Below are 26914 nucleotides of genomic sequence, written 5' to 3'. Positions count from 1 at the left end.
AATGGCTACCAATACAAGACTTCAGTTAAGCTCAACTGCTTCGCAACAGGAAGCTCCTCGGGTGAAGGCTGTGGGTTGGCAGTGGGTTGTGGTTGCAGTCGTGGTTGCAGTTGCTGTGAGTGTGGGCGTGTGTGCTCTTGTGTTGCCTGATAAAGCACCTCAACTTCTCAGCGCGCCTGCAACTGTGACCTCGGCGCCGGTGGCTCACCAGACCTATGAGGGTCGTAAACAGGTGAGTGTGATTCCTTACATCAGCGCCAAGCGTGAGCTAGTAAGTAATATGGCTGGCACGCTGACAGCTTTGTCTGCTTCTTCGACGTTGACATCTGGTCAAACGGCTTTTAGTGTAAATGATCGGCCGGTGTTGGCACTTGCTCTGGAGACGCCTCCGTACAGAGATTTGAAACCCGGAGATGTTGGTAATGATGTTAAAGCGCTGAATGCTGAGTTATCACGGCTAGGTTATGCTTCATCATATTCTCCTACTTCCTACACGTCAGCTACGGCAGCAGGCTGGCGTCAACTCTTGAAAGACAACGGGATCACGCCGAAAGGTGACTTTACATTAGAGAGCATTGTCTGGTTGCCGGCACAGGCAGTCAATATTTCCTCTTGGGTGCAACAAACTGGTATGACAGTTCAAGCTGGGGCACCGATTGCTGAGGTTCCGGGTACTATCACTAAGCTCACCATTAAGAACGGGAAGCCGCTCAACCGTGAGCAGATTATTACCATTTTTGGAGAGTCTACTAGGCTGCCGGCTGGCTCTACAGAAATAACAGATGGAGTTTTTTGCAGCAAGGTGGCTTCTAAGCCGGAGTTTGCTGGATACAAGGAAGAAGAACTGAAAGCTGGCCTGGATGGCGCTCTTGCGTTCGCTCAACCGGTAAAAGCACTTCGCATACCAGCTGCCGCTATTGTGGGGATAAAAGAGAATAAGGGTTGTATTGCATCAGAAGGAAAAGTAAGTAAAGTCTCCATCGTTGGCTCTGAGCTTGGGGTGAGCTTGGTTCAGTTAGAAGAGAGTAATCCGCAAGCAGCAGATAAGATGCAACAGGTAGATGTAGGTCCAGGACTGGCACGTGTGCAATGTTCGTAAACGTAGAAGATTTAGGCCATCGCTTTGCTGGCACTGACATCCTCTTTGAGCATCTGACCTTTAGTGTTGAACCAGGTCAGACCCTAGCAGTGTGTGGCCCCTCGGGTTGTGGTAAGTCTACGCTCATGTCTATTTTGGCTGGTTGGCAGGTACCGACTACTGGCGCAGTGCATTTGGAGGGGGTTGGTCGAATTGGATGGGTCTTCCAAAACCCATATGGAGTAGCTCAGCGCACAGCACTTGACCACGTTGTCCTTCCTCTGCTAGCAAAGGGGGAACGACGGAGGCAGGCGGAAATCTGTGCTTATGATGCCTTACGGCTCTTTGATCTCGAAGCAACTGCTATGCGTCCATTTTCGGCACTCTCTGGTGGTGAGGCCCAGCGCCTTATGCTAGCGCGTGCTGTCTGTTCCCGCCCCGACCTCTTATTAGTTGATGAACCCACTGCCCAGCTTGATACACGCACGGCACACTCGATAAGCCGGGTATTAGGTAATTTGGCTGGACAGGGCATGGCTGTTGTTGTTGCAACGCACGACACAGATACCCGTGAAGCTTGTCAGCGAGCCATTGACCTTGCCGATTATGCACCAAGCGAGACTAACCATAGTAACCTCGTGCCTCCAGAAGTATTGGATGATACCCGTAAGGAAACGGTCGTTGAACTGGCCAGTAATGCAGTCAATGAGACTGGGAGGCAACGATGAGATTGTCTTCTATCTGTTCCGAGGCGTGGAGGAACCTAACGTGCGGTACCGCCAAACTGGCACTGATGGTGCTTGTCACATTGAGTCTGGGCTTGCTGACGGGAGGCTATGAAGTTTTGACCATCACCGGTCTACAAAATCAAGCTAAGACAAGGGTGCAGGCAGATGCAGATGTGACGATACTTTTGGGCGACAATATTGATGGGGTCACCTGTGAACGACTTACTCAGGCTGGGGGAGGGCCCAATTATGCAGGAGCCATCCGCAAGGGTCCTCAAATAACACCTTTGGCTACACCTGGTATGGACCTAGCTTCCTTTCAAGTTTCCGCCGGCCTTCTCTCTATTCTTGCTGCTGGATCTTCGAAGCCTGTGGATCCAACGGGCGTATGGGTGTCGCGAAGTTTAGCTCACGATTTTGGTTTGAGTGTTGGCTCAATGCTGCCTACTGACTACGGTAATGCACATATCGCAGGTATATTTGATTGGCCCAATGATGGTCGCGATACCCGGCTGGCCTATGCTCTGGTCACACCGGTTGCTACATCGGATGGGAATTTTCAAGAATGCTGGGCGAAGCAATGGCCTCGTTCACCGGATTTAGATGCCCTGATGAGGGTAGCTCAACCGGTAGGTGATGGGGATGATAAAGCAGGTGCAACTACGTCTTTAAACAAGGGTTTTGATGCGCATTATAACGGGCTTGCTTCCTATCGGGCAAGGCTAACGCGTTGGATGCCATACTTGTCTTTGGCTCTGGGAACCCTGTTTGGTATTTGGACAGTGGTTCGCCGGCGTTTGGAATATGCTGGAGCTCTTCATGTGGGAGAAGACAAGAGTTCCCAGCTTCTGACGATTGGTGTAGAGACACTGGTCTGGTTGACATTGGGCACTGCTGCTGCCATTGGTATCTTGACAGCACTCAGTTACGTGTTAGCACCTGCGGGTGCCGTACAGGTGCTCTTGACGGCTTTGCGCTCGCCACTAACCTTGGATATGGGTACCATGCTCGGTGCTTTGGGAACTGGTGTCTTGATACGTGAGTCACAGCTCTTCCACTACTTCAAGACTCGGTGAGCGCGCCTGTGATGAATATTGTCAAGACTTGCAAACTTATGTGCGCAAAACGAGCATCTATGACTCATTAATGTTTGCGACACGCCTGATAAGTGAACTTTCTTACCTGAGAGACAGCAAAATACGGTCCTTCCAGTAAATTGTGATATTGGTCACACTTTACGTGTGCCAGTGTATTGAATTGAGATCGGGTGCCTGATCTATCAGGAAGTTGCCTATAGAGAGTGACACCAAAGAAGGCTGTTGCAAGGAGGGGCCGTGGTTTCGGCACAAAAGGAAGTAACACAAGAAGCAAGCAATAACGAGCAGGCCAAGACTGAGGCTCAAGTTGAAGTAGATAACCTAGTAGCTCAGGCTCAAGTTGCACTGAAGGCGTTTGAGGAGCTCAATCAAGAGCAGGTTGACCGGATTGTTGCCAAGGCTTCTATCGCTGCTTTGAATAAGCACCTAGAACTAGCTCAAATGGCCGTCGAAGAGACGGGGCGAGGTCTGGTAGAAGATAAGGCAACCAAAAATATTTTCGCCTGTGAGCATGTGACTAACCATCTGGCTCATCAGCGCACCGTTGGTGTAATCAGGGAAGATGATGTCGATGGCATTGTAGAGATCGCAGAACCAGTGGGTGTGGTTGCTGGAGTGACTCCGGTGACCAATCCGACGTCAACAACCATTTTCAAGTCCTTAATTGCTCTGAAAACCCGCTGCCCTATTGTATTTGGCTTCCATCCTTTTGCGCAGCGGTCATCGGCGCAAGCTGCCCGAATTGTACGTGATGCTGCTATAGCCGCTGGTGCGCCAGACAATTGTATCCAGTGGATTGAGCACCCCTCTGTTGAAGCGACTGGTGCATTGATGAAGCATCCTGGTGTGGCAACCATCCTAGCTACTGGTGGTCCAGGCATGGTAAAGGCTGCTTATTCATCAGGCAAACCTGCCCTTGGTGTTGGAGCTGGCAATGCACCAGCGTATGTAGATGCAAATGTTAACATTTCTCGAGCGGTCAACGATCTTATCCTTTCTAAGCATTTTGACTACGGTATGATCTGTGCTACAGAGCAGGCAATCATAGCTCACCAGGATGTGTACGCTCGGTTAGTTACGGAGATGAAGCATCGGAAGGCATACTTCGTGAATGCGCAAGAAAAAGCTCTCCTGGAACGGTACATGTTTGGAGTGACTGCTTACCCTGGTGAAGGTGCTCCTGCTCCTAAGCTCAATTCGGTAGTACCCGGTAAGTCTCCTCAGTACATAGCTCGTGAAGCTGGCTTCGAGATTCCTGAGGATGCCACCATCCTCGCTGCTGAGTGCAAGGAAGTTGGTGAGATGGAACCTCTCACTATGGAGAAGCTGGCTCCTGTTCAAGCTGTACTGACAGCGGATAACAAAGAGCAGGCCTTCGAGATGTGTGAGCAGATGTTGGTTCACGGTGCAGGCCACACTGCCGCTATTCACACTGACAACGAAGAACTGGTCCGTGAGTTTGGAATACGCATGCATGCCTGTCGTATTATTTGGAACCAACCATCTTCCCTCGGTGGTATCGGTGACATCTACAACGCTATTGCTCCTTCACTCACTCTGGGTTGTGGGTCCTACGGTGGGAATTCTGTGTCTGGCAACGTTCAGGCTGTCAACCTTATCAACGTCAAGCGGATAGCGCGGAGGAACAACAATATGCAATGGTTCAAAGTGCCTGCTAAAACATACTTCGAGCCTAATTCCATTAAGTATTTGCGTGATATGTTCGGCATCCATCGGGCAGTCATCGTCTGCGATAAGGTTATGGAACAGTTGGGGGTGGTTGACAAGATTATCGACCAGCTGCGTGCGCGTCAGGAGCCAGTAACCTTCCGGACCATTGATTATGTTGAACCAGAACCAAGCGTAGAAACCGTTGAGCGAGGCGCTCAGATGATGCGTGAGGAGTTTAAACCCGACACCATCATTGCTGTTGGTGGTGGTTCTCCCATGGATGCAGCAAAGATTATGTGGTTACTCTATGAGCATCCCGATATCGCTTTCTCTGATGTACGCGAGAAGTTCTTCGATATTCGCAAGCGTGCCTTTAAAATTCCTCCACTCGGGAATAAAGCGAAGTTGATCTGCATCCCTACCTCTTCTGGCACAGGTTCAGAAGTAACGCCTTTTGCTGTTATTACTGATCACAAGACCGGCTACAAATATCCGATTACTGATTATGCTTTGACACCATCAGTGGCCATCGTCGATCCTGTTTTGGCCCGCACTCAGCCTAAGAGCCTGGCTTGCGATTCTGGTTTTGATGCGCTTACTCACGCAACCGAAGCCTTTGTTTCGGTGTATGCTAACGATTACACCGATGCCATGGCTCTGCGCGCTGCCCAATTGATTTGGGATAACCTAGCTCCTTCTGTTAATGAGGAGCCGGGGGAGGGTAAGATCCGAGCTCAAGAGAAGATGCACAATGCTGCAACCATGGCTGGCATGGCCTTTGGCTCATCTTTCTTAGGTATGTGCCACGGTATGGCGCACACTATAGGTGCCTTGTGCCACCTTATCCATGGTCGCACTAATGCCATTCTTCTACCCTACGTAGTGCGGTATAACGGGCAAGTTCCTCAGGAACCTACCTCTTGGCCGAAGTATAGTGAGTACATTGCAGCGGAGCGCTACCAGGAATTAGCGAAAGCAATAGGGATTCAGTCTTCATCTCCTGCTGATGCTGTTGAGAAGTACGCTCAAGCTTTAGAAGATTATCGTGATAACAAGCTTGGTATGGATTCCAACTTCGAGGCCGCAGGTGTCGATGAGGAATATTTCTGGAGCATCCTTGATCACATAGGTGTACGAGCTTACGAAGATCAATGCACTCCTGCTAATCCGCGGATTCCACAAATTGAGGATATAAAAGATATCGCTATTGCTGCATATTACGGTATTTCTCAAGCTGAAGGTCACGCAAGGCGGATAGCACGTCAGGGAGTAACAGCGACTGAGGAGGCATCTCAAAGGGCTAAGTGATGTCTGTTTGATGGGAGGTGGTTCTCGGCTTCTCTATCATCCAGCAGGCATAGTTGCGGGCAGTTTCAAGTCAGATGGTAAAACGTCGATAAAAGCTTGGAATTGCCCGCTTTGTAGTAGTAGTTTGTTGCGACACGCCCGGATTATGCTAGGGAACCCCTCGTGCTTTAATTATAAAGTTGCCTCTTTTGGGGCTCGCACTTTGGAATCAAAATAGCGAGCGTAGTACAGGGATTTCTCCCCAGTTGTCTTTGTGGCCGCGCATTGATGTGGATTGGTTTGTCAGATATTGTCTGTCGAGCCATAAGCGCCGATGTCCTCAAAAGCAGGTTGGTAAACAGTTAACTCATCGCTAGAAAGGGCGGACGGCAATGGCGGGACAGAAAATCCGCATCAGGCTTAAGTCCTATGACCATGAGGTCATCGACCAATCGGCGAAGAAAATCGTCGAGACGGTGACGAGCGCGGGCGCAACAGTTGTTGGCCCCGTTCCGCTGCCGACAGAGAAGAACGTATATGTTGTCATCCGTTCTCCTCATAAATACAAGGACTCACGCGAGCACTTCGAGATGCGGACGCATAAGCGCCTCATTGACATCGTAGATCCCACTCCAAAGGCTGTGGATTCTTTGATGCACATCGATCTGCCTGCAGATGTCAACATCGAAATCAAGCTGTAAGGGAGGAGGGAACCGCATGACTCGAGAACAGAAGAATACAACTGCATTGTTGGGCCGCAAGCTTGGCATGTCGCAGGTTTGGGACGAGAACGGCTTCTTCGTCCCAGTAACGTTGGTTGATGTTTCAACGAACGTTGTTACTGCAGTAAAGACTACAGAAACTGATGGCTACCAGGCTGTTCAGATCGGCTATGGCCAGATCGATCCAACCAAGGTAACTAAGCCATTGGCAGGTCACTTTGCTAAGGCAGGTGTCACTCCTCGTCGTCATCTCGTAGAGGTGCGTACCGAGGATGCTGACAAATACGAGCCTGGTCAGGAACTACCAGTCGATTTGCTGCCAGAAGGTAGCGAGATTGATGTCACTGGCACAACCAAGGGCAAGGGATTTGCTGGAACGATTAAGCGCTGGGGCTTTAAGTCCTATCGCCGTACGCACGGCTCTCATAAAAACGAGCGTCGTCCAGGTTCAGTAGGCGCATGCGCTACACCGAGCCGTATCTTAAAGGGCAAGCGTATGGCTGGCCGTATGGGTCATGTCACTGCTACCGTGCAGAACCTCACAATCGTATCCGCAGATACTGAAAACGGCATCATTGCTGTTAAGGGCGCTATTCCTGGCCCACGCGGCTCGATTGTAGTAGTTCGCTCGTCTGTGAAGGGAGCTTGATATTTATGGCAAGCATCACTTTAAACATCACCGACGCCAAGGGTAAAGCAGCTGGCTCTGTAGAAGCACCAGTCGAAATCTTTGGCATCTCTGAAGAAGACGTGCACGATCACATCCCTCTGATTCATCAGGTAGTTTTGGGCCAGCTGGCAGCAGCTCGCCAAGGCACGCATTCCGTTAAGAATCGCGCTAACATCTCTGGTGGAGGTAGGAAACCATGGAAGCAGAAGGGCACTGGACGTGCTCGTCAGGGTTCCATCAGGTCTCCACAGTGGGCCGGTGGTGCAGTAGCTCACGGTCCTGTACCTCGTGATTACTCGCAGAAGACGCCAAAGAAGATGAAGGCCGCAGCACTGCGCTATGTCCTGTCAGACCGGACTAATGCTGGTCGCACTCACGTCATCGATTTTGGAATCGGCGACAAGCCCTCCACTAAGGGTGCCCAAGGTGCTCTCATGCCTGTGGTCGGCGAGCGTTTCACGACAATTGTTTTCTCTCGTGACGAGATCAACGAGTGGCTCTCTGTAAGGAATCTCCCTACAGTGCATACTATCTTCGCTGATCAGCTCAACACCTATGATGTGGTTACTGCTGAGGATGTTGTCTTCACCAAGGATGGTTTCAGTGCTTTCCTTGAGGCGAAGAGTGACTCCAAAGCTGAGACTGCGAAGGAGGCCTGATTTACATGGTAGCTATTCATAAGCCTGCTCACGATATCATCATCAAGCCGGTCGTATCCGAAAAGAGCTACGCGAATTCGGATCGCGGCCAGTACACATTTGTGGTGAATCCTGACGCAAATAAGGTTGCAATCAAGCAAGCCATTGAGCAGATCTTCAATGTCAAGGTGACCTCGGTCAATACGCTGAACCGCCAGGGTAAGCGTACTCGCACACGCACTGGTTACGGCCGTCGTGTGAACGAGAAGCGTGCTATCGTTACGGTGGCTGAGGGTCAGTCGATCGATGTCTTCGGTAACTGAAGGCTAGCCGAGAAAAGTTAAGGAAGAAACTATATTATGGCTATCCGTACATATAAGCCGACGACTGCGGGCCGTCGCAACGCCTCTGTTTCGGACTTCTCCGAGATTACGCGTTCAAAGCCCGAAAAGTCGCTGGTTCGTAAGCTTAGTAAAACTGGAGGTCGTAACTCATACGGCCGTATGACAAGCCGCCATCGTGGTGGTGGGCACAAGCGCCAGTACCGTCTTATCGACTTCCGTCGTTGGGACAAGGATGGCGTGCCAGCAAAGGTTGCTGAGATCGAATATGATCCCAACCGCTCTGCGCGTATTGCCCTCCTGCACTTCGCCGATGGTGAGAAGCGGTACATCATCGCTCCTGAAGGAGTCAAGCAGGGTGATGTCATCGAGACAGGACCTCAGGCTGATATTAAGCCAGGTAACAACTTGCCTCTGAGCAACATTCCTACAGGTACTGTCGTACATGCTATCGAGCTCAAGCCTCAGGGCGGAGCTAAGATTGCACGTTCGGCCGGTGCTGGAGTTCAGCTGGTTGCTAAGGATGGCGCATATGCCCAGTTGCGTATGCCATCAGGCGAAATTCGTAACGTCGATGCCCGCTGCCGTGCCACTGTTGGTGAAGTCGGTAATTCTGAGCATGCCAACATTGAGCTTGGTAAGGCAGGACGTGCTCGTTGGCTCGGACGTAGGCCCATTACTCGTGGTGAGTCTATGAACCCTGTTGACCATCCACATGGTGGACGTACCCGTGGTGGTAAGCCACCAGTGTCTCCATGGGGCAAGGGCGAGGTTCGTACTCGTCGTCCGAAGAAGGCTTCGAACAAGATGATTGTCCGTCGTCGTCCAAATGGTAAGAACCGCAAGTAAGGGAGTGCCGAAGAGATGACTCGTAGCATCAAGAAGGGCCCATTCGTCGACGCCCACTTGCAAAAAAAAGTCGACCTGCAGAACGAAAAGGGTACTAAGGAAGTTATTAAGACTTGGTCCCGTCGTTCAATGATTACACCCGACTTCATTGGTCACACTTTCGCTGTGCATGATGGTCGTAAGCATGTTCCAGTCTTTGTGACTGAGGCCATGGTAGGACACAAGCTCGGTGAGTTCGCCCCCACACGTACCTTTAAGGGACATGTGAAGGATGACAAGAAAGCACGCCGCTGAGGCAGGAAGAGTAAAGACACATGGAAGCTAAAGCAATTGCACGTCACGTACGCGTGACGCCTCGCAAGGCTCGCCGCGTCGTCGACCTCATCCGAGGAAAGCGTGCGACCGAAGCCGTGACTATTTTGAAGTTTGCTCCACAAGACGCAGCCGTTCCGGTTCGCAAGGTTCTTGAGAGCGCCATCGCCAATGCTCGTGTTAAGGCGGACAAGGCTAATGAGCCTTTCCGTGAAAACGACTTGGTGGTTAGCGAGACCTATGTAGACGAAGGCGTGACCATGAAGAGGTTCCGTCCCCGTGCTCAGGGTCGTGCTGCTCGTATCAACAAGCGCACCAGCCATATCACGGTTGTCGTGGCCGACAAGGAAGGAGCCCGATAATGGGGCAGAAGATTAACCCGTTTGGGTACCGACTCGGCATCACTGAAGACCATCGCAGCCGGTGGTTCTCTGACTCGAGCAAGCCGGGTGAGCGCTACTCAGATTACGTTCTTGAGGACGATAAGATCCGCAAGGAGATGAACAAGGATCTGGAGCGCGCTGGCGTTTCTAAGATCATCATCGAGCGTACTCGTGATCGCGTTCGCGTAGACATCCACACAGCACGTCCAGGTATTGTTATCGGACGTCGTGGTGCAGAGGCAGAGCGTGTACGCGCCAAGCTAGAGAAGATAACCTCAAAGCAGGTACAGCTCAACATCTTCGAAGTGAAGAATGCTGCTATCGACGCTCAGTTAGTTGCCCAAGGTATCGCAGAGCAGTTAACTAACCGCGTTACCTTCCGTCGCGCCATGCGTAAGGCAGAACAAGATGCCATGCGTGCCGGTGCAAAGGGTATCCGCATCAAGCTCTCCGGACGTCTCGGTGGTGCTGAGATGAGCCGTTCTGAGTTCTATCGTGAAGGTCGTGTGCCACTGCAAACATTGCGTGCGCTCATTGACTACGGTTTCTTCGAGGCCCGCACCACATACGGCCGTATTGGCGTCAAGGTGTGGATCTACAAAGGCGACATGACAGAGCGTGAGTTCAACGAGCAGCAGGCCCAGCAGGGTAACCGCGGTCGTCGCGGCTCTGACCGTCGTCCACGGAAGGGCACTCGTCCTTCTGATGGCCGTACACGTCAGCGTCAGGCTCAGGAGCGCGAGAACAGTGGCGTTGCGACGCCACCTGCAGAAGTCGCACAGACTGAAGCTTCGGCGTCGGTCGCAACGGAAGCAAAGGAGTGAGCTGTGCTTATCCCAAAGAGGGTTAACTACCGCAAGCAGCATCGTCCCACCCGTAGGGGCATGTCCAAGGGAGGCAATGAAATCGCTTTCGGTGATTTCGGCATCCAGGCAATGGCTCCAACATATTTGACTAACCGTCAGATTGAGGCCGCTCGTATTGCTATGACTCGTTACATTAAGCGCGGTGGTCGTGTGTGGATTACGGTCTTTCCAGATCGCCCCTTGACCAAGCACGCTCTCGGTTCTCGAATGGGATCCGGTAAGGGTGCTCCTGAGTTCTGGGTTGCTAACATTCACCCTGGCCGTGTACTTTTTGAGATCGGTGGTGTGAGTGAAGATGTCGCGCGTGAAGCTTTACGTCGCGCCATCGATAAGCTCCCTATGAAGTGCAGGATTATCGCACGCGAAGGCGGTGACATCTGATGACAGTCGGAACGGCCGAATATTCAATCAAGAATCTGAACGAGAAGACTGATGCAGAAATAGAAGACTTCCTCAAGAAGTCAAAGGAAGAGCTGTTCAACTTGCGCTTCCAAGCTGCAACTGGTCAGCTCGACAACACTTCCCGTGTTAAGGCAGTTAAGCATGATATCGCCAGGATGTACACCGTCTTGCGTGAGCGTGAACTTGGCATTAGCCTAGCACCCGGTAGTGCAGACACGAACAAGAGCGAAGCTGAGGAGAAGTAAGCATGGCTGAAGAGCAGGAGCGCAACTTCCGTAAGGTTCGTCGTGGCTACGTCGTGTCCGACGGGATGGATAAGACCATCACAGTTGAGATCGAGCAGCGTTCGACCCACCCCCTGTACGGCAAGGTTGTACGTTCAAATCGTAAGGTCAAAGCACATGATGAGCGTAATGAAGCTCACATCGGAGATTTAGTTTCTATTATGGAAACTAGGCCTTTGAGCAAGACCAAACGCTGGCGTTTACAAGAAATTGTAGAACGCGCAAAGTAACAAGTTCGGCAAGGCTTCGCATGACACCGTCCCTGGTATGGGGTATGGTGCATGCGGAGAACCAGCTCGGCTAAGGAGAATCAATGATTCAGCAGGAATCGCGACTTCGTGTCGCTGACAACACGGGTGCTAAGGAAATCCTAGCTATCCGCGTGCTCGGCGGGTCGAAGCGACGCTATGCCGGCATTGGCGATGTCATTGTCGCCTCCGTCAAGGATGCTATTCCAGGCGGGTCGGTTAAGAAGGGCGACGTTGTGAAAGCAGTCGTTGTCCGCACTGTCAAGGAAAACCGTCGTCCAGACGGCTCCTACATTAAGTTCGACGAGAATGCAGCTGTCCTTTTGGGCAATGGGCGTGAGCCTCGCGGCACCCGTATCTTCGGACCGGTAGGACGTGAATTGCGTGACAAGCACTTCATGAAGATCGTGTCTCTAGCACCGGAGGTGATCTGAGATGGTAGCCAAAATTAAGACAGGCGACCAGGTCAAGGTCATCCGCGGTAAGGATCGTGGTAAAGAAGGTAAAGTTACCAAGATTTTGCCTAACGATCGTCTGATCGTCGAGGGTGTACAAATCGTCAAGAAGCACATGAAAGCCACTCAACAAGGCCAGCAGTCCGGCGTTGTTTCGGTCGAGGCGCCAATTCATCGTTCAAATGTGATGGTGATTGACCCTGAGACGAAGAAGCCAACGAGAGTTGGGGTAGTGGTCAAGGAAGAGGCACGAGACGGCAAGATTAAGCGAGTTCGTACACGCGTTGCCAAGGTGTCAGGCAAGGAGCTGTCATGAGCGATACAATTGTTGAAGCACCGGCAGTCCCTCGTTTAAAGCAGAGATATATTGAGCAGATTGTGCCAGAGCTAGAGAAGCAATTTAGTTTCTCTAATCCTATGGAAGTTCCGAAGATCGAGAAGATCGTGGTTTCCATGGGTGTAGGTGCAGCAGCTCGTGATTCTAAACTCATTGAGGGTGCTATTAAGGATCTGACTGCTATCACCGGCCAGAAACCAAAGGTAACTAAAGCTAAGAAGTCTGTTGCGCAGTTCCATCTGCGTGAAGGACAAGCTATCGGTGCGTATGTAACCTTACGCGGTACCCGTATGTGGGAATTTTTGGATCGATTGCTGACAATGGCTTTGCCGCGTATACGTGATTTCCGCGGCATTAGTGGCCAGCAGTTCGATGGCCAGGGTAACTACAACTTCGGCCTCACTGAGCAGTCTGTTTTCCATGAGATTGACCCCGATGAGATCGACCATCAGCGTGGTATGGACATCACTGTGGTGACTACCACTAAGAGCGACGAGGAAGCAAGAGCACTTCTTAAGCAGCTCGGCTTCCCCTTCAAGGAGAACTGAAATGGCAAAAACCGCTCTGAAGAATAAGGCGGCACGCAAGCCAAAGTTCAAGGTACGTGGCTATACACGCTGCCAGGTCTGCGGTCGTCCTCATTCCGTATATCGTAAATTTGGCCTATGCCGCATTTGCCTTCGAGATAAGGCTCATGCCGGTGAGTTGCCTGGTGTTACGAAATCAAGTTGGTAAATATCGACGCTGAAGGTCCGCTGTCATGGCAAGTAAATGTCGGGCAGCGGAAACCACGGCGAGGAAGGGCATAAGCCCACATGACAATGACAGATCCCATCGCAGACATGCTTACGCGTCTGCGCAACGCGAGTGCGGCAAAGCACGAAACAGTGGAAATGCCGTATTCCAAATTTAAAGCAGCAATCGCAAAGATTCTCAAGCGCGAGGGTTACATTGCTGACTACGCTGCCAAGGATGCACGCGTCGGACAAACACTTGAGATCACTCTCAAGTATGGTTCCCATGGCGAGCGTAGCCTTGAAGGTATTAAGAGGGTTTCAAAGCCGGGTTTGCGTCGTTACGCAAAGTCTGATTCTCTTCCTATGCCTTTAGGTGGTTTAGGTATAGCCATCATTTCCACAAGTTCTGGATTGATGACTCAGAAGGAATGCCTCGATCGGGGCATTGGTGGCGAAATCGTCGCCTACGTGTGGTGAGAAAGGAGAGCTGAACATGGCATCGCATATTGGTAAGCTCCCCGTCGCCATACCGGCGGGAGTAGAAGTCTCCATTCAGGGGCAGGAGTTTTCAGCTAAGGGTCCTAAGGGCTCTGACTCCTACACCATTCCTGAGTGCATAAATGGCAAAGTAGAAGGCAGCGAGATCATACTCGAGCCAGTTAATGATGAACGTCCTACTCGTGCAGATCACGGTCTGAGCCGTTCCATCATTGCATCGATCGTGGAGGGAGTTTCTAAAGGATTCTCCAAGCATCTCATGATTGTTGGAACTGGTTATCGTGCTGCTGCTAAGGGTAAGGGTCTAGAACTCTCCTTAGGGTATTCACACACCATTACGGTGAATCCTCCAGAAGGAATTACCTACGAACTGCCGAATGCCAATGAAATAATTGTGCACGGTACTAACAAGCAACTTGTAGGTCAAGCGGCGGCAAACATCCGCAAGCTTCGTGCTCCAGAACCATACAAGGGCAAGGGCATCAAGTATCAGGATGAGCACATCCTACGCAAGGCTGGAAAGGCTGGTAAGTGATATGAGCGTCGCAATTCGCGGTAAAGGCAAAACAGTTGCCCGTATGCGCCGTCACGCCCGCCTGCGCAAGCGCATTCAAGGAACCTCTGAGCGTCCACGTTTGGTTGTTACTCGTAGCAACCGAAACATGATTGCTCAGATCGTGGATGACACAAAGGGTTTGACGCTGGTCAGTGCTTCAACTCTGGCAGGTGACTTCCCACAGGTTGAAGGCAATAAGACAGATGCCGCTCGCAAAGTTGGCGAACTCATCGCCAAGAAGGCCAAGGATGCAGGAATTACCAGTGTGGTCTTTGATCGCGGTGGTAATAAGTATCACGGTCGAGTCGCAGCGGTTGCAGAAGGCGCCCGTGAGGGAGGTTTGGCACTGTGAGCGATAACGAGACGACAAAGGAAACCCAAGTGGCTGATCAAACACAGACCGAACAGTCAAATCAGTCCAGCAATGGGAACAACAATGACGAGCGTCGCGGACGACGTGGTGGTCGTGGTGAAGGCCGTCGTGGTGAGCGCCGTGGCCGTCGTGGTCGCGATGATAACCACAATGATGAATTACTAGACAAGGTTGTAACTATCAACCGAGTCTCTAAGGTTCACAAGGGTGGTCGTACTTTCAGCTTTGCAGCACTCGTAGTTGTAGGCGATGGTAAGGGCACTGTAGGTGTGGGTTATGGTAAGTCGCGCGAAGTCCCAGCGGCTATTGCCAAGGGTCAGCTGGATGCCAAAAAGCATATGTTCACTGTTCCCCGTATTCGTGGCACGATCACCCACCCGGTGATCGGTCATGATGCAGCAGGTACCGTGCTTTTGCGTCCTGCAGCGCCTGGTACAGGTGTAATCGCTGGTGGTCCAGTGCGCGCTGTCTTAGAGTGCGCAGGTATTACCGACATTCTCACCAAGTCTATGGGATCGGCAACCGCCGTTAACATGGTCCGAGCGACAGTTGCAGGCTTAAAGGCCCTTGAAGAGCCTGAAGAGATTGCTGCACGTCGTGGTCTTACCTTGGAAGAGGTGGCTCCTGCTTCGTTACTGAAGGCTCGTGCTGCCGGCATCGCAGAAGCTCGTAAAGCTCGCGAAGAAGCCAAGGAAAAGGCCGCTTCTGAACAGAAGGATGGTGAGTGATGAGCAAGCAGCTGAAAGTTACGCTGGTCAGGGGATTCGCTAACCAGACTCAACGCCAGAAGGTCAATGCCCAGTCGCTAGGTCTACGCAAGATAGGCCAGAGTGTTGTCATCGATGACACTCCAGTGTACCGAGGCATGATTGATAAGGTTCGTCACTTGGTCACTGTTGAGGAGGCAGACTAATTATGGCTACCAAAAACTCTACTGAGACTCAAGAACCAAGCATTCTGCGCATGCACGACCTGCGCCCTGCTCCAGGAGCCAATAAAGACCGCATTCGTGTAGGCCGTGGTGAAGGCTCTAAGGGTAAGACTTCAGGTCGCGGTATGAAGGGAACCAAAGCAAGGTACCAGGTCCGTCCAGGATTCGAAGGTGGACAGTTACCTCTGTACATGCGTCTTCCTAAGCTCCGCGGATTCAAGAGTCCTTTTAAGAAGGAATATCAGGTTGTCAATGTGGGCAGGCTTTCAGAGCTCTTCCCCAAGGGCGCCGATATTACTGCTGAGGATCTTTCAGCAAAAGGTGCTGTGCGCTCCGGTTACCCAGTCAAGGTACTGGGAGAAGGAGACGCTGTAGCAGCCTTTAACCTGAAGGGTGTTAAGGTTTCAGCATCTGCTAAAACTAAGATTGAGGCAGCAGGCGGATCGGTCTCTGAAGACTGAGTCAGCTGGAGCTGATATCGTAGTTCAGTATTAGTGATCGGCTCTCCCCGTCATTACGGGCGGGAGCCGATTCTTTTTCGGGGTTCGTGTATTGACCGGTGCGTACGATATGATTGCACAAGAAGTTGTTAGCGCGGCATGGGGTGAGCAGTGCGCTGTTAGGGAGGAATCTAGGTGAGGACGTTAATCCAGGCCTTCAAAACCAAAGAGTTGAGGAAAAAGATATTCTTCGTCTTTGGCATTATTATCATCTATCGCATAGGTTCGTTTATACCTACGCCTGGGGTAGATTATCCAGCGGTGCAGAAGTGTATCACATCTGCTGGTAACGAGGATTTCATTGGGCTGGTTAACTTATTCTCCGGTGGAGCCTTGTTGCAGCTATCTATCTTTGCTTTAGGTATCATGCCTTACATCACGGCTTCAATCGTCGTGCAGTTGTTGAGGGTTGTGATTCCGAGATTCGAAGCCTTACACAAAGAAGGACAGTCAGGTGAAGCAAAACTGACTGAGTACACTCGGTACCTAACCATCGGTTTGGCCATTTTGCAGTCAACGACGATTTTGGTCACTGCTCGCTCAGGAGCACTCTTTAATGGTGCTTGCCAGCAGCAGGTCATTCCTGATGGTTCCGTGTGGAACTTCATCGTTATGATTCTCGTCATGACGGGTGGCACAGGCTTGATTATGTGGATGGCAGAGCTGGTAACAGAAAAAGGTATCGGCAATGGTATGTCGGTTCTTATCTTTACTTCTATCTGCTCAGGCTTCCTGCCTCAGCTTTGGAACATCGGTTGGGGAACGAACGGCAAGAATGGTGATTGGCAGAAGTTCGCTATCGTCGTAGCGGTTTTGTTGGTCATCCTGATCTTCGTAAACTACATCGAGCTCTCACAGCGCCGTATCCCCGTGCAGTACACACGTCGTATGATCGGGCGAAAGATGTACGGTGGATCTTCCACTTATTTGCCCTTGAAGATCAATATGTCTGGTGTTATTCCACCAATCTTTGCCTCATCGATTTTAGCTATACCGACCCTGGTTTCCCAGTTTGGAAAACCTGAACAGTCATGGGTTAAGTGGATCACCACGAATTTGGCGAACACAACAAGTGTCTGGTATATCTGCCTGTATTCACTGATGATCGTCTTCTTCTGCTTCTTCTACACGTCCATCACCTTCAACCCTGATGAGACAGCAGATAACATGAAGGAATACGGTGGCTTCATTCCAGGTATCAGAGCAGGTCGAGCAACGAGCCGGTACCTGAGTTATGTCATGAACCGGTTGAACACAGTAGGTGCTGTATACCTGTTATTCGTAGCAATGATTCCTACTGTTCTCATTATGATCCTCCATCTGAACGGTAAGCTACCATTTGGTGGTACCACCATTTTGATCATCGCTGGTGTGGGTCTTGATACTTTGCGACAGGCTAAGGCGCAGACTGAACAGTTCCAATACACTGGATTCTTGCTTGAGGGAGACCACAAGGAAGGCTGATTACTTTTGTAATCATATAAAGGCTCAGTTAGCTGTAGAAAAGCTAACTGAGCTTTTGTCTTATTGTGGTCGTCAGGAAGACTATGAAATCCTGTCAGTCCAAAGTTGGTAAAATTGCTAGACCTCGGATAGGTAGATACAATGATATTCAACAAAGGGGCTGAAAGCAGTAGACCTCTCCTCATGTGCGAAGGGGCTAACGGTGACTCTTGTACGGCGAATATCCAGTTGGACAGTGTGGCTATCTATGGTTCTCATGGCACTCTATACCTTTCAGGTCATGATCACTCTGGACCAAATGCAACCAGCAGGAACAAGTACCAGTTTTGCTGTAGAAGAAGTGACTGCTGCTTCTAAGAAAGCTGCACTCGCAGAAATACAACGTAGTGCCGAAGATTTGCACATCAACATTTATAAGATACAACCAGATGCTCATGATTCTTATCGAAGCAGGGTGCTCTTCGTTTTTGTAGGGGACGTGACAGCATTTTACGAGCACGGGGGATACGCCTATCCCACTTTTTCGGCAGCTGATCAGAAAACACAAGTACGTCCTGCAAGCGCTATTAATACGGAAGATGTGCGCGGCTCCTATGCTGCTTCAGCAAATGCTACACAGTTGGAGTCTATCGGGGCACGTCTCAGGGCTGCTGGCATTCAGACAAGACAGGAAGAAAATTCCTTATTGAGTGCTTTAGTGTATTCCTTAGGACAAGGTAGCATGGCGGCACCGTTAGTCATCGTCGCTGCTACGTTGATAGTAGCTATAGGCTACGATACATCACGAAACCGTAAGATTCACGCTATCAAAACCCTGCATGGCTACGGTAGAGCTCCTATCTTGTGCAGTGAATTGACAGACTTTGGTGCAGTTTCCCTATTTGGACTGATAGCTTTAGCGCTTCTTGGATTACCTGTGTTGTTCTGGTACACCCATGGTAATCAGCTTGGGCGTTTCCTTAGTGTGCTGCTAGGCGGTGAGGGATATTTACTGCTTTTCTGCGTGCTCAGCCTCCTTGTCTTGGGAGGTGCTGCTAGCTTAAGAGACAGTATTCCGGAGGTCATAAAAGGGCAAGGTGCTGTTATACGTGATGGCGTGCTAGCTGCTGTAGTTCAGGTGGTGGTGCTAGCTGTGATGTTTGGAACAGCTTCTGGTGCCTTGAATCGGATTGAAGCGGTGAGGCATACTGAGGACCAGCTTGGTCGCTGGTCAAGCTTGCCTTCTGCTTATGTCTTGAGATTGTTAGTACACAGACACCATGCAGACGATGTTGAAGAAGCTCCTAAGCTGTTACGCATTATTCAAGATATGGATAAGCAGGGGCAGGTGCTTCTGGTTGACCATAGTGTGCAGGAAGTGCAACAGGTCACTGGTCAGTCTAGTAGTGCTTCCTACGAACTAGGCGGTAGTCGGTCCATGCTTGTGAATCCGCGGTATTTAGGCATCGAAACGGTGCTTGATACAGCAGGAAAACCTCTTCATGTGGGTGAACAACCAGAAGGCACATTTACTTTATTAGTCCCTGATTCATATGACGGGAATATTCAAGAATTAAAGGATACATATATTGACCGTTTTACCCAAATCTGCTCTACACCGGTGAATGCCTGTACCAGTGCGCCTATCCAAGGGAAGGTTATCCGGATTAAAAGCGGTCAAGCATTAGCAACCTTCCATGGGACGCAATTTATGCCAGCTGAAGACCAGCAAGATTTGACAGTTACTGATCCAGTGCTTGCAGTTGTCTCTCCCTCTGCTGGAGTGCCAGGTGCTATAGACTATTTGTCCTATGCCTCACGAGCTGAGGTATTGTTCTTTGATGCTGATGGTCTTGATCGGCGCTTAACGCAAGCGGGTATACGTGAGGGTTATCAAGGGATTGACAATGCAGCTGACTCAGTGGCAGTGACATTGTCGATGACGAAGAGAGAACAACGTGGAGACGTATTAGGCCTGCTTGTCGGCGCATTTGCAACGCTGCTGTCGACCTTAGTTTGTACTAGTGTGTACAGCCAAAAGCGCCGAAGAGCCTCTTTCGTGGAGATGATTCACGGTTATGGATTCCTGCGCCGACATGCCAGCTTCTTTTCTACAGAACTGGCATTAGCTGTTTCAGGTTTGCTGATTGCGGCCATGCTGGGGCACATGAATCGACCGCGTGATGCTGGTCTTGCTGCTGTACTGTTGGTCTTAGGGAGCTTGTGTACCCTTCTCGCTGTGGCTGGTTATGAATCTACACTCCGTGCCGAAGACATTAAACGACCCTGATAGCCAAGGATTGATATGATGACAGAATTACCTACTACAGCATCCGAACTTACTGTCTCTGGTTTGAAAAAGCACTTTGGTCAGCGGACAATCTGGTCCTCTCTGTCCTTTACCGCTTCACCTGGTTCGGTGACGGCTATTACAGGAGACTCGGGATCTGGTAAAACTACTTTGCTCAACTGTTTAGGACTCCTCGAGCCCTTTGAAGCGGGTACCATAAGATACGGGGAATGGCAGTTTGGACCAAAAGTTAAAGCAGGCATACAACGAAGGTACTTGCGGCAGGTCCTGGGCTTTCTTTTTCAAAACTATGGGCTTATCGACCGCTGGAGTGTACGCCGTAACCTTCTGGTTCCGCTCCAGGTAAGGACTGGTAGCAGGCAGGAAAGAGCGTCACGAATCCATCAAGTCTTGTCAACAGTCGGACTGGCGGGCTACGAGAAAAAGCTGGTATACACACTTTCGGGTGGTGAGCAGCAGCGCGTTGCCCTGGCCCGTCTCATCCTGAAACAACCATCAGTCATTCTTGCAGATGAACCCACATCTGCTTTGGATCAAGCTAATGCTGATTTGGTTATGAGGGTACTGAAACAGGAGGCTGAACAGGGTGCTCTGGTTCTACTGGCAACTCACAGTCAGTCTATTGTCGACCAGTGTTCAGGCAACATACACTTGAGCAAGTCCTAATGCTGTTCTTGGTGGTTTCGTAGATATGAGTAGGCTCCTTCCAGTAGCAGTCGTATGATAGGAGGGGTAAAGGGCCTACCGGGGCCGTACATTTCATAAGCGAAGGAAGATGATGGTACAACGACTGCTGATTATGGGACCACAGGGAGTAGGAAAGGGAACTCAGGCAGCTTTGCTGGCTAACAACTATGGCATACCAGCAATCTCGACTGGAGACATCTTCCGCTACAACTTGAAGAATGGCACCCCTTTGGGGAAGGAAGCTCAAGGCTACATCGATAAGGGTGAACTTGTTCCAGATGAGCTGACCAACAAGATCGTTGCTGACCGGCTAGGCATGGAGGATGCAAAGGCTGGCTGGATTCTGGATGGCTACCCTCGTTCTGCCTCCCAGGTGCAAGCGTTAGACGTTATGCTTGATCAGTTGCAAACTCCTCTAACCGCAGTTGTTGCCCTCAATGCTGATAGGGATGTACTCATGGAACGCATGAAGAAGCGTGCTGAGATTGAGGGACGAGCTGACGATACTCCTGAAGTGATAGCTAAGCGGCTAGATGTGTATGCTAAGGAAACTGAACCCTTGCTCAGCATTTACAAAGAACGAGGCCTTCTCATACAGGTCGACGGTGTGGGCGCAATTGATGAGATATCATCTACCATCATTGCTCAACTGAGTGAGCGTGGCTAAAACAAATGAAGGGCAAGGCAACGTGGACTGCCTTGCCCTATTGCGTGGTCGATACTAATAAAAAACAAAACTTGAGTCTGTATAGCTCAAGTTTTTCACTCATAGGTAAATGCTGGCATAGAAGCTCTCGACGCGAGTTGAAAATGGTGAACAGCAAGAAACCTCTGGAGAGTCAGAGGTTAGGACTTTTGCCTTGCTAACCGGCAAGGAAATGAAAGTACCTTCTTGCTTAGGGCAGTTCAGTGTTTCACGCTAAGGAGTGAGTATTATGGCAATGCTTCCAGCTCTGATGAGCAATTCAATTTTTAACGATTTCTTCGAGGATCCCTTCTTCAATAACTGGGGCGATAACCGCCGCTCTAGTAGCAATCGGGTGGTTCCTTCTCATATGATGAACACGGATGTTCGCGATAAGGACGGTAAATACGAGTTAGACATCGATATGCCGGGCTTCACCAAGGATGATGTTAACGTACATCTCGAAGATGGTTATCTGGTGGTCGCAGCTGAAAAGCAAAGTGAGCAGGGATCGCAGGATGATGATGGTAAGTGGATCCGTCGTGAGCGCTACACAGGTTCATGCTCTCGCAGTTTCTATGTTGGGCGGAATATAAGAGACACTGATATTCATGCAAAGTTTGAAAATGGCACCTTGCACCTAAGTGTCCCCAAGGACTCCGTTGCGCCTGTTGAGAATAAGAAAACCATTGCAATCGAAGGCTGATTGTTGTTCTAACGATACATGCTGCCGAAGAACACTGTTTCATCGGCAGCATTTTCTGATAGTAGGAATGAGATATCGGGTAGAGGACATGGTCTTAACGGATCAGGACGACACGCCTAGCAATGCAATAAAAAGAGTGCTATACTAGCAAGTTGGCGTGTCTTAAGATACGTTAAGTAATCAGCCAACGGACGGATTGAAGGCTCATGGCAAAAGACGGTGTGATAGAAGTTGAAGGTCGGGTCGTGGAAGCGTTGCCCAATGCAATGTTCCGGGTCGAACTTGAGAATAAGCACATCGTTCTAGCTACCATATCTGGGAAGATGCGCAAGAATTACATCCGTATTCTGCCACAGGATAGGGTAGTTCTTGAAATGAGTCCTTATGATTTGAACCGGGGTCGTATTACGTACCGGTATAAGTAAGGTACAAGAAGCAAAGGAAAACCATGAAGGTCAGCCCTAGTGTGAAGAGGATCTGCGAGAACTGCCGCGTGATCCGTCGTCACGGCCGCGTCATGGTGATCTGCACCAACCCGCGTCATAAGCAGCGCCAAGGCTGAGCAGATTTCCATCGGCATAATTCAATAGGCGTCAAATCACAGTCGAGAGACTGAACCCCGAGCACGCAGGCCCGGGCCGAGCATTCGGACGATTTGGTGCACGACCTGCGTAAACAGAAGGAATCGAGCATGGCACGTCTTGCCGGAGTCGACATCCCCAATGAGAAGCGCATTGAGATAGCTCTCACCTACATCTTTGGTGTGGGTCGCACTCGTGCGAAAGAAACTCTTGCCGCAACGGGCATCAGCCCAGATATTCGCGTCAAGGATCTCACGGATGAGCAGCTAGTAACGCTGCGTGATTACCTCGAAGGCAACTACAAGATCGAGGGTGATCTGCGTCGTGAGATTGACGCTGACATTCGCCGGAAGATCCAGATTAATTGCTATCAGGGCCAGCGCCACCGCAGGGGACTCCCTGTACGTGGTCAGCGCACTAAGACCAACGCCCGTACCCGCAAGGGACCAAAGCGCACAGTCGCCGGAAAGAAGAAGGCGACCAAGTAGGGGTCGTAACAGGTGGAGTTTCAGTACTCCTCCGATCAGCAAATAAGTAATCTTAATCGTTAAAGGAAACGAGGATCAATGGCAGCAACAAAGCAGGCCACGCGCAAACCTCGTCGTAGGGATCGCAAGTCGGTTCCCGTCGGGCAAGCGCATATTAAGTCTACGTTCAACAACACTATCGTCTCAATTACTGACCCATCTGGCGCAGTAGTCGCTTGGGCTTCAGGTGGTGACGTCGGCTTCAAGGGTTCACGTAAGTCAACCCCTTACGCAGCTGGTATGGCTGCTGAGTCGGCAGCACGTAAGGCCATGGAGCATGGCGTCAAGAAGGTTGACGTCTTTGTTAAGGGCCCAGGTTCCGGTCGTGAGACCGCTATCCGTTCCCTGCAGTCTGCTGGACTCGAGGTTGGTTCCATCTCTGATGTAACCCCACAGGCACATAACGGTGTCCGTCCACCCAAGCGCCGTCGCGTCTGAGCACTAGAAAACCATTAACATCCACCCGCGATGATCGGTGAGTGCACCATCGATTTGAGCTGAAAGGATAAGAACAGTGCTTATTGCACAGCGTCCGACACTTACAGAAGAAGTTGTCAATGCCCAGCGTTCAAGGTTTACCATTGAGCCACTAGAGCCTGGGTTTGGCTATACCCTAGGCAACTCTTTGCGTCGTACCCTGCTGAGCTCGATTCCAGGTGCTGCCGTTACATCGGTACGTATCACTGGGGCTCTGCACGAATTCACTACCCTTCCTGGTGTAGAAGAAGACGTGACAGAAATCTTGCTCAATGTTAAGAACATCGTGCTTACCAGTGAGTATGACGAGCCGGTCGTCATGTATTTGCGTAAGAGCGGCAAGGGCGAAGCAACCGCAGGAGATATTACTCCTCCCGCTGGAGTTACTGTTGCCAACCCTGACCTACATATTGCGAACCTCGCCGAAGATGGTGAACTTGAGATTGAGTTCACTGTTGAGCGTGGCCGTGGGTATGTACAAGCACAGCTCAACAAGCAGGATTCTGACGAAATCGGCCGTATTCCTGTCGATTCAATCTATTCACCCGTGTTGAAAGTATCATATAAGGTAGAAGCTACTCGCGTTGAGCAGCGTACCGACTTCGACAGGCTGATCGTAGATGTGGAAACAAAACCTGCTATCACACCTCGTGATGCTGTTGCCTCTGCAGGCTCTACGTTGGTAGAACTGTTCGGTCTGTGCCGTGATTTGAACGACCAGGCCGAAGGTGTAGAGATTGGTCCCGAGCCGGTGCAAGAAGAAGCCGACCCTGAGATGAATGTTCCTATTGAGGATTTGAACCTCACGCAGCGTTCTTACAATTGTTTGAAGCGTGAAGGCATTCATACGATCGGCGAACTTGTTGCTCACACGGAACAAGACCTGCTTGATATTCGGAACTTCGGAATGAAATCTATAGACGAAGTGAAGGAGAAGCTTGAAGGTATGGGTCTAGGATTAAAGCCCTCACCTCTCGGCTTTGACGCGTCAAGCCTAGAGAGTGGAACCTTCTTTTCACCAGAGGATTAAGACCTCATAGGCGGGTCTAACTGAGGGGCGGATGGTAATACGGCACAACGTCCGCCCCTATTATAAAAGTCTTCCTACTTGGATGTTTGGGCGAATGCCCACCTAAGCAGGGAGTATTACAAGGAGAAATTATGCCACAACCAAAAAAGGGCCCACGTCTGGCTTCCAGCCCAGCCCATGAGCGTTTGATGCTGGCCAACATGGCCACCAGCCTGTTTGCTCATGGCCGTATTACGACGACCCTACCAAAGGCTAAGCGTTTACGCCCACTCGCTGAGCGTCTTATCACCTTTGCTAAGCATGGTGATTTAAGTTCACGTCGTCGAGTCATGCGTGTTATTCGTGACAAGTCCATCGTTCATAAGCTCTTCACTGAGATTGCCGAGCAGATGGAACAGCGTGAAGGTGGTTACACCCGTATTACCCACATTGCTCCACGCAAGGGCGATAATGCCCCACAGGCAATTATTGAATTGGTGACCGAGCCATTATCGGCCAAGAAGGCCGCTGTGCGCGAAGCTGAAGCTGCAACTAAGCAGGCTGCCAAGGAAGAGGATACAGAGATGGCAGCAGCTACAGAAGCTGCTATCACTGAGGGTATGGCTGAAGATGCAACGAAACAAGCAGTAGAAGCCAACGAGTCTGGCGAGAATGTCGCAGCGGCTGATCAGGCTGCTGTTGATTTGCAGAAAGAAGCCAAGAAGGATGAGGCAGTTGAAGCTCAAGCCGAAGAAGATGCTGATGTAGCAGAGGAAGCTGCTGAGGCTGCTGAGGCTGCTGAAGACAGTAGCAAGTGAGCATAATCGCTTCCTGCTGATGTTCAGTACTGACTGTACGTAAGTGGACTGGGGTATCAAGCCCCAGTCCACTTTTGTATAAGGTACTGTTCTGGTCCACACTGAAGCAAATTCCACAGGACTGTGATAGTAAAAGCACTTGGAGGTATCAATGAATGAAGACCTGATGAGGCTCAGGATTGACCTTGCTTATGATGGTAGTAACTTCAACGGCTGGGCAAAGCAGCGTCATCTAAGAACTGTACAAGGGGAGATAGAAGCTGGTCTGACTCAGGTATTGCGCTTACCTGCTGGAGACCATTTCATATCTGCCGAACATGCAGGAATGTCTCAGTATCCGTGGGTACCACAATTGGTCGTGGCGGGACGCACTGATACAGGAGTCCATGCTGCGCACCAAGTTTGCCATTTAGATATCCCGAGAGAGACGATAGAAGGGTGTGTGGGTCACCTCAATAGCTCTCCCGTTCAAGCCTTAGAACATAGACTCCAGCACGTGCTTCCTCGAGATATTGCCCTACACCGTATAAGTGTTGCCGCTGAAGGATTTGACGCTCGATTTTCAGCACTTGAACGCACCTATATCTATCGTATTTGTGACAACCTGTCGGTGGTTGATCCTCGTATGCGTCCTTTTGTGTTAAATATTGACGGTCCACTAGATATTGAAACTATGAATGTTGCTGCGGCATCAATTGTTGGATTGCATGATTTCGGATCCTTCGCCCGAGCGAATCCTGGCGGGACCACTATACGCAAGGTAAAATATGCTCATTGGGAGCGTGTTAGTAATAGCTCGTCGCTTGAGAGAACGCAATTTTATCAAGCACCAATTCTCGAGTCAGGACTAGTCTGCTTTACTATTGTTGCCGATGCTTTCGCTCACAACATGGTTCGATCCTTGGTTAACGCCTGCCTGCGTGTGGGATTAGGAAAACAGGATCTGGAATGGTTCAAGGATAAGGTTGCTCAACCAGTTCGTGAGGGCTCAACCGGTCCGGTTGCAGCATGTGGATTGAGCCTTGAGCATGTCGCATATCCTCCTGATAACCAGTTGGCTTCACGAGCACAGGCTATCCGTGCTAAACGTACCTTGTAAGTTTGTTCGGGCTCGACAAAATCGCTTCCCATATCACGTTCGGTCGGTTGCATGTGGCATAATAGTACAGTTGCCTGAATGGGTTTCTCTGCGGGCGACTGGATAAGTGTCCGAGCGGTCTAAGGAGCACGCCTCGAAAGCGTGTGAGGGTAACCCCCTCCGCGAGTTCGAATCTCGCCTTATCCGCAAGTGAGGGTTTCGGGAGTCATCTCGGAGCCCTTTTATATTGGAAAAGTAAGTAACGAATCGTTTTTTGATTTGAGTTGATACTGTATTCTGTTTGATGACCTTGAGATTACTCGCGAAAATGGAGTTTAACTATAAAATGAGTAAATCGCAATTCGTGTTATAAGACAGTCTACTTACCCTCCCTCTAAAACCAGGTGACATGTGCCATTTTTAGTAGCTTCAGTACAAGAAAAGTGCTTGGACTGGGAGCATAAAAGAGATTATTAACCAGCCTTACCTGACATTAGCAGAGACACTTAGTGGCTACTAGAATTTGTTAGAATACCTAAACCATAAACTCTCAGGTGTGGGTTTACAGTTTTTGAATAGATTGCTAACGATAAAAAAGGTTTTGGTGGAGGGCATAGATGCAACATACT

Annotated in this window: 37 protein-coding genes and 1 tRNA gene; all 38 read left to right on the top strand. The window is 50.4% G+C overall.

Annotated elements, in window-relative coordinates; translation table 11 throughout:
- Position 1: 1 nt before the first annotated feature.
- Positions 2-1099 carry a peptidoglycan-binding domain-containing protein gene (locus BOCO_RS04290; RefSeq protein WP_094722822.1) on the top strand — a complete coding sequence of 366 codons (1098 nt, stop codon included), beginning with the start codon at positions 2-4 and terminating at the stop codon, positions 1097-1099.
- Complete coding sequence (locus BOCO_RS04285) at positions 1090-1806, top strand: ATP-binding cassette domain-containing protein (protein WP_094722821.1); 717 nt, start codon at positions 1090-1092, stop codon at positions 1804-1806. The genes BOCO_RS04290 and BOCO_RS04285 overlap by 10 nt, the downstream gene beginning before the upstream one ends.
- Positions 1807-1871: 65 nt before the next feature.
- Entirely contained in the window at positions 1872-2882 is a 1011-nt protein-coding gene (locus BOCO_RS04280; protein ID WP_094722820.1) for a hypothetical protein, read from the top strand.
- A 258-nt stretch (positions 2883-3140) separates the two neighbouring features.
- Positions 3141-5882: a bifunctional acetaldehyde-CoA/alcohol dehydrogenase gene (gene adhE, locus BOCO_RS04275; RefSeq protein WP_094722819.1), complete on the top strand. Its 2742-nt coding sequence runs from the start codon at positions 3141-3143 to the stop codon at positions 5880-5882.
- Positions 5883-6253: 371 nt separating this feature from the next.
- Positions 6254-6562: a 30S ribosomal protein S10 gene (rpsJ, locus tag BOCO_RS04270; protein WP_094722818.1), complete on the top strand. Its 309-nt coding sequence runs from the start codon at positions 6254-6256 to the stop codon at positions 6560-6562.
- A gap of 16 nt (positions 6563-6578) precedes the next feature.
- Complete coding sequence (gene rplC / locus BOCO_RS04265) at positions 6579-7232, top strand: 50S ribosomal protein L3 (RefSeq protein ID WP_094722817.1); 654 nt, start codon at positions 6579-6581, stop codon at positions 7230-7232.
- A gap of 5 nt (positions 7233-7237) precedes the next feature.
- Positions 7238-7912 carry a 50S ribosomal protein L4 gene (gene rplD, locus BOCO_RS04260; RefSeq protein WP_094722816.1) on the top strand — a complete coding sequence of 225 codons (675 nt, stop codon included), beginning with the start codon at positions 7238-7240 and terminating at the stop codon, positions 7910-7912.
- Between the two features lie 5 nt (positions 7913-7917).
- Complete coding sequence (gene rplW, locus BOCO_RS04255) at positions 7918-8214, top strand: 50S ribosomal protein L23 (RefSeq protein ID WP_094722815.1); 297 nt, start codon at positions 7918-7920, stop codon at positions 8212-8214.
- Between the two features lie 36 nt (positions 8215-8250).
- Positions 8251-9081, top strand: a complete 831-nt coding sequence (rplB, locus tag BOCO_RS04250; RefSeq protein WP_094722814.1) for a 50S ribosomal protein L2 — start codon at positions 8251-8253, stop codon at positions 9079-9081.
- Positions 9082-9096: 15 nt separating this feature from the next.
- Entirely contained in the window at positions 9097-9375 is a 279-nt protein-coding gene (gene rpsS / locus BOCO_RS04245; protein WP_094722813.1) for a 30S ribosomal protein S19, read from the top strand.
- Between the two features lie 20 nt (positions 9376-9395).
- A complete protein-coding gene (gene rplV, locus BOCO_RS04240; protein WP_094722812.1) occupies positions 9396-9755 on the top strand; it encodes a 50S ribosomal protein L22 in 360 nt (119 codons plus the stop codon).
- Positions 9755-10600, top strand: coding sequence for a 30S ribosomal protein S3 (rpsC, locus tag BOCO_RS04235; protein WP_094722811.1), 846 nt, complete (start codon positions 9755-9757; stop codon positions 10598-10600). Before rplV ends, rpsC begins: the two co-directional genes overlap by 1 nt.
- Positions 10601-10603: 3 nt before the next feature.
- Complete coding sequence (gene rplP, locus BOCO_RS04230) at positions 10604-11023, top strand: 50S ribosomal protein L16 (protein WP_094722810.1); 420 nt, start codon at positions 10604-10606, stop codon at positions 11021-11023.
- Positions 11023-11289: a 50S ribosomal protein L29 gene (gene rpmC / locus BOCO_RS04225; protein ID WP_094722809.1), complete on the top strand. Its 267-nt coding sequence runs from the start codon at positions 11023-11025 to the stop codon at positions 11287-11289. The genes rplP and rpmC overlap by 1 nt, the downstream gene beginning before the upstream one ends.
- A gap of 2 nt (positions 11290-11291) precedes the next feature.
- A complete protein-coding gene (gene rpsQ / locus BOCO_RS04220) occupies positions 11292-11558 on the top strand; it encodes a 30S ribosomal protein S17 (RefSeq protein WP_094722808.1) in 267 nt (88 codons plus the stop codon).
- An 83-nt stretch (positions 11559-11641) separates the two neighbouring features.
- Positions 11642-12010, top strand: a complete 369-nt coding sequence (rplN, locus tag BOCO_RS04215; protein ID WP_094722807.1) for a 50S ribosomal protein L14 — start codon at positions 11642-11644, stop codon at positions 12008-12010.
- Between the two features lies 1 nt (position 12011).
- A complete protein-coding gene (rplX, locus tag BOCO_RS04210; protein ID WP_094722806.1) occupies positions 12012-12347 on the top strand; it encodes a 50S ribosomal protein L24 in 336 nt (111 codons plus the stop codon).
- On the top strand, positions 12344-12916 hold the full coding sequence (rplE, locus tag BOCO_RS04205) for a 50S ribosomal protein L5 (protein WP_094722805.1): 573 nt from the start codon (positions 12344-12346) through the stop codon (positions 12914-12916). Before rplX ends, rplE begins: the two co-directional genes overlap by 4 nt.
- Position 12917: 1 nt before the next feature.
- A complete protein-coding gene (locus BOCO_RS04200) occupies positions 12918-13103 on the top strand; it encodes a type Z 30S ribosomal protein S14 (RefSeq protein ID WP_094722804.1) in 186 nt (61 codons plus the stop codon).
- A gap of 80 nt (positions 13104-13183) precedes the next feature.
- The gene (gene rpsH, locus BOCO_RS04195; protein WP_094722803.1) at positions 13184-13582 is read left to right on the top strand and encodes a 30S ribosomal protein S8; all 399 of its coding nucleotides are present in this window, start codon (positions 13184-13186) and stop codon (positions 13580-13582) included.
- A 16-nt stretch (positions 13583-13598) separates the two neighbouring features.
- Positions 13599-14138 (top strand): 50S ribosomal protein L6, encoded by a 540-nt coding sequence (rplF, locus tag BOCO_RS04190; protein WP_094722802.1) that lies wholly within the window; start codon positions 13599-13601, stop codon positions 14136-14138.
- 1 nt (position 14139) lies between these two features.
- Positions 14140-14511: a 50S ribosomal protein L18 gene (gene rplR / locus BOCO_RS04185; protein WP_094722801.1), complete on the top strand. Its 372-nt coding sequence runs from the start codon at positions 14140-14142 to the stop codon at positions 14509-14511.
- Positions 14508-15260 (top strand): 30S ribosomal protein S5, encoded by a 753-nt coding sequence (gene rpsE, locus BOCO_RS04180; protein ID WP_094722800.1) that lies wholly within the window; start codon positions 14508-14510, stop codon positions 15258-15260. Before rplR ends, rpsE begins: the two co-directional genes overlap by 4 nt.
- Positions 15260-15445: a 50S ribosomal protein L30 gene (gene rpmD / locus BOCO_RS04175; RefSeq protein ID WP_094722799.1), complete on the top strand. Its 186-nt coding sequence runs from the start codon at positions 15260-15262 to the stop codon at positions 15443-15445. Before rpsE ends, rpmD begins: the two co-directional genes overlap by 1 nt.
- Positions 15446-15447: 2 nt before the next feature.
- The gene (gene rplO / locus BOCO_RS04170; RefSeq protein ID WP_094722798.1) at positions 15448-15924 is read left to right on the top strand and encodes a 50S ribosomal protein L15; all 477 of its coding nucleotides are present in this window, start codon (positions 15448-15450) and stop codon (positions 15922-15924) included.
- Positions 15925-16098: 174 nt separating this feature from the next.
- On the top strand, positions 16099-17427 hold the full coding sequence (secY, locus tag BOCO_RS04165; protein WP_094722797.1) for a preprotein translocase subunit SecY: 1329 nt from the start codon (positions 16099-16101) through the stop codon (positions 17425-17427).
- A gap of 202 nt (positions 17428-17629) precedes the next feature.
- Positions 17630-19696: a bacteriocin-associated integral membrane family protein gene (locus BOCO_RS04160; protein ID WP_158520411.1), complete on the top strand. Its 2067-nt coding sequence runs from the start codon at positions 17630-17632 to the stop codon at positions 19694-19696.
- A 15-nt stretch (positions 19697-19711) separates the two neighbouring features.
- Complete coding sequence (locus tag BOCO_RS04155) at positions 19712-20383, top strand: ATP-binding cassette domain-containing protein (protein WP_244568729.1); 672 nt, start codon at positions 19712-19714, stop codon at positions 20381-20383.
- Between the two features lie 112 nt (positions 20384-20495).
- Positions 20496-21071 (top strand): adenylate kinase, encoded by a 576-nt coding sequence (locus BOCO_RS04150; RefSeq protein ID WP_094722795.1) that lies wholly within the window; start codon positions 20496-20498, stop codon positions 21069-21071.
- A gap of 268 nt (positions 21072-21339) precedes the next feature.
- Positions 21340-21795: an Hsp20/alpha crystallin family protein gene (locus BOCO_RS04145; RefSeq protein ID WP_094722794.1), complete on the top strand. Its 456-nt coding sequence runs from the start codon at positions 21340-21342 to the stop codon at positions 21793-21795.
- Between the two features lie 206 nt (positions 21796-22001).
- A complete protein-coding gene (gene infA / locus BOCO_RS04140; protein WP_004268611.1) occupies positions 22002-22220 on the top strand; it encodes a translation initiation factor IF-1 in 219 nt (72 codons plus the stop codon).
- A 23-nt stretch (positions 22221-22243) separates the two neighbouring features.
- Positions 22244-22357, top strand: a complete 114-nt coding sequence (rpmJ, locus tag BOCO_RS04135) for a 50S ribosomal protein L36 (protein ID WP_003814578.1) — start codon at positions 22244-22246, stop codon at positions 22355-22357.
- A gap of 129 nt (positions 22358-22486) precedes the next feature.
- The gene (gene rpsM / locus BOCO_RS04130) at positions 22487-22864 is read left to right on the top strand and encodes a 30S ribosomal protein S13 (RefSeq protein ID WP_094722793.1); all 378 of its coding nucleotides are present in this window, start codon (positions 22487-22489) and stop codon (positions 22862-22864) included.
- 78 nt (positions 22865-22942) lie between these two features.
- A complete protein-coding gene (gene rpsK, locus BOCO_RS04125) occupies positions 22943-23341 on the top strand; it encodes a 30S ribosomal protein S11 (protein ID WP_094722792.1) in 399 nt (132 codons plus the stop codon).
- 76 nt (positions 23342-23417) lie between these two features.
- Positions 23418-24410, top strand: coding sequence for a DNA-directed RNA polymerase subunit alpha (locus BOCO_RS04120; protein WP_094722791.1), 993 nt, complete (start codon positions 23418-23420; stop codon positions 24408-24410).
- Positions 24411-24541: 131 nt separating this feature from the next.
- Positions 24542-25207 (top strand): 50S ribosomal protein L17, encoded by a 666-nt coding sequence (gene rplQ / locus BOCO_RS04115; protein ID WP_094722790.1) that lies wholly within the window; start codon positions 24542-24544, stop codon positions 25205-25207.
- Between the two features lie 166 nt (positions 25208-25373).
- Complete coding sequence (gene truA / locus BOCO_RS04110; protein WP_094722964.1) at positions 25374-26306, top strand: tRNA pseudouridine(38-40) synthase TruA; 933 nt, start codon at positions 25374-25376, stop codon at positions 26304-26306.
- 100 nt (positions 26307-26406) lie between these two features.
- Positions 26407-26492 (top strand) — tRNA-Ser (locus tag BOCO_RS04105).
- Positions 26493-26914: the final 422 nt, after the last annotated feature.

Source organism: Bombiscardovia coagulans (assembly GCF_002259585.1).
Lineage (GTDB): Bacteria > Actinomycetota > Actinomycetes > Actinomycetales > Bifidobacteriaceae > Bombiscardovia > Bombiscardovia coagulans.
This window is presented reverse-complemented; position numbering and strand designations above follow the sequence as displayed.

Coding starts and splice junctions, on each gene's coding strand:
- BOCO_RS04290 (WP_094722822.1), top strand. CDS start 2: ATGGCTACCAATACAAGACTTCAGTTAAGCTCAACTGCTTCGCAACAG.
- BOCO_RS04285 (WP_094722821.1), top strand. CDS start 1,090: ATGTTCGTAAACGTAGAAGATTTAGGCCATCGCTTTGCTGGCACTGAC.
- BOCO_RS04280 (WP_094722820.1), top strand. CDS start 1,872: ATGGTGCTTGTCACATTGAGTCTGGGCTTGCTGACGGGAGGCTATGAA.
- rpsJ (WP_094722818.1), top strand. CDS start 6,254: ATGGCGGGACAGAAAATCCGCATCAGGCTTAAGTCCTATGACCATGAG.
- rplC (WP_094722817.1), top strand. CDS start 6,579: ATGACTCGAGAACAGAAGAATACAACTGCATTGTTGGGCCGCAAGCTT.
- rplD (WP_094722816.1), top strand. CDS start 7,238: ATGGCAAGCATCACTTTAAACATCACCGACGCCAAGGGTAAAGCAGCT.
- rplW (WP_094722815.1), top strand. CDS start 7,918: ATGGTAGCTATTCATAAGCCTGCTCACGATATCATCATCAAGCCGGTC.
- rplB (WP_094722814.1), top strand. CDS start 8,251: ATGGCTATCCGTACATATAAGCCGACGACTGCGGGCCGTCGCAACGCC.
- rpsS (WP_094722813.1), top strand. CDS start 9,097: ATGACTCGTAGCATCAAGAAGGGCCCATTCGTCGACGCCCACTTGCAA.
- rplV (WP_094722812.1), top strand. CDS start 9,396: ATGGAAGCTAAAGCAATTGCACGTCACGTACGCGTGACGCCTCGCAAG.
- rpsC (WP_094722811.1), top strand. CDS start 9,755: ATGGGGCAGAAGATTAACCCGTTTGGGTACCGACTCGGCATCACTGAA.
- rpmC (WP_094722809.1), top strand. CDS start 11,023: ATGACAGTCGGAACGGCCGAATATTCAATCAAGAATCTGAACGAGAAG.
- rpsQ (WP_094722808.1), top strand. CDS start 11,292: ATGGCTGAAGAGCAGGAGCGCAACTTCCGTAAGGTTCGTCGTGGCTAC.
- rplN (WP_094722807.1), top strand. CDS start 11,642: ATGATTCAGCAGGAATCGCGACTTCGTGTCGCTGACAACACGGGTGCT.
- rplX (WP_094722806.1), top strand. CDS start 12,012: ATGGTAGCCAAAATTAAGACAGGCGACCAGGTCAAGGTCATCCGCGGT.
- rplE (WP_094722805.1), top strand. CDS start 12,344: ATGAGCGATACAATTGTTGAAGCACCGGCAGTCCCTCGTTTAAAGCAG.
- BOCO_RS04200 (WP_094722804.1), top strand. CDS start 12,918: ATGGCAAAAACCGCTCTGAAGAATAAGGCGGCACGCAAGCCAAAGTTC.
- rpsH (WP_094722803.1), top strand. CDS start 13,184: ATGACAATGACAGATCCCATCGCAGACATGCTTACGCGTCTGCGCAAC.
- rplF (WP_094722802.1), top strand. CDS start 13,599: ATGGCATCGCATATTGGTAAGCTCCCCGTCGCCATACCGGCGGGAGTA.
- rplR (WP_094722801.1), top strand. CDS start 14,140: ATGAGCGTCGCAATTCGCGGTAAAGGCAAAACAGTTGCCCGTATGCGC.
- rpmD (WP_094722799.1), top strand. CDS start 15,260: ATGAGCAAGCAGCTGAAAGTTACGCTGGTCAGGGGATTCGCTAACCAG.
- rplO (WP_094722798.1), top strand. CDS start 15,448: ATGGCTACCAAAAACTCTACTGAGACTCAAGAACCAAGCATTCTGCGC.
- BOCO_RS04155 (WP_244568729.1), top strand. CDS start 19,712: ATGATGACAGAATTACCTACTACAGCATCCGAACTTACTGTCTCTGGT.
- BOCO_RS04150 (WP_094722795.1), top strand. CDS start 20,496: ATGGTACAACGACTGCTGATTATGGGACCACAGGGAGTAGGAAAGGGA.
- BOCO_RS04145 (WP_094722794.1), top strand. CDS start 21,340: ATGGCAATGCTTCCAGCTCTGATGAGCAATTCAATTTTTAACGATTTC.
- infA (WP_004268611.1), top strand. CDS start 22,002: ATGGCAAAAGACGGTGTGATAGAAGTTGAAGGTCGGGTCGTGGAAGCG.
- rpmJ (WP_003814578.1), top strand. CDS start 22,244: ATGAAGGTCAGCCCTAGTGTGAAGAGGATCTGCGAGAACTGCCGCGTG.
- rpsM (WP_094722793.1), top strand. CDS start 22,487: ATGGCACGTCTTGCCGGAGTCGACATCCCCAATGAGAAGCGCATTGAG.
- rpsK (WP_094722792.1), top strand. CDS start 22,943: ATGGCAGCAACAAAGCAGGCCACGCGCAAACCTCGTCGTAGGGATCGC.
- rplQ (WP_094722790.1), top strand. CDS start 24,542: ATGCCACAACCAAAAAAGGGCCCACGTCTGGCTTCCAGCCCAGCCCAT.
- truA (WP_094722964.1), top strand. CDS start 25,374: ATGAGGCTCAGGATTGACCTTGCTTATGATGGTAGTAACTTCAACGGC.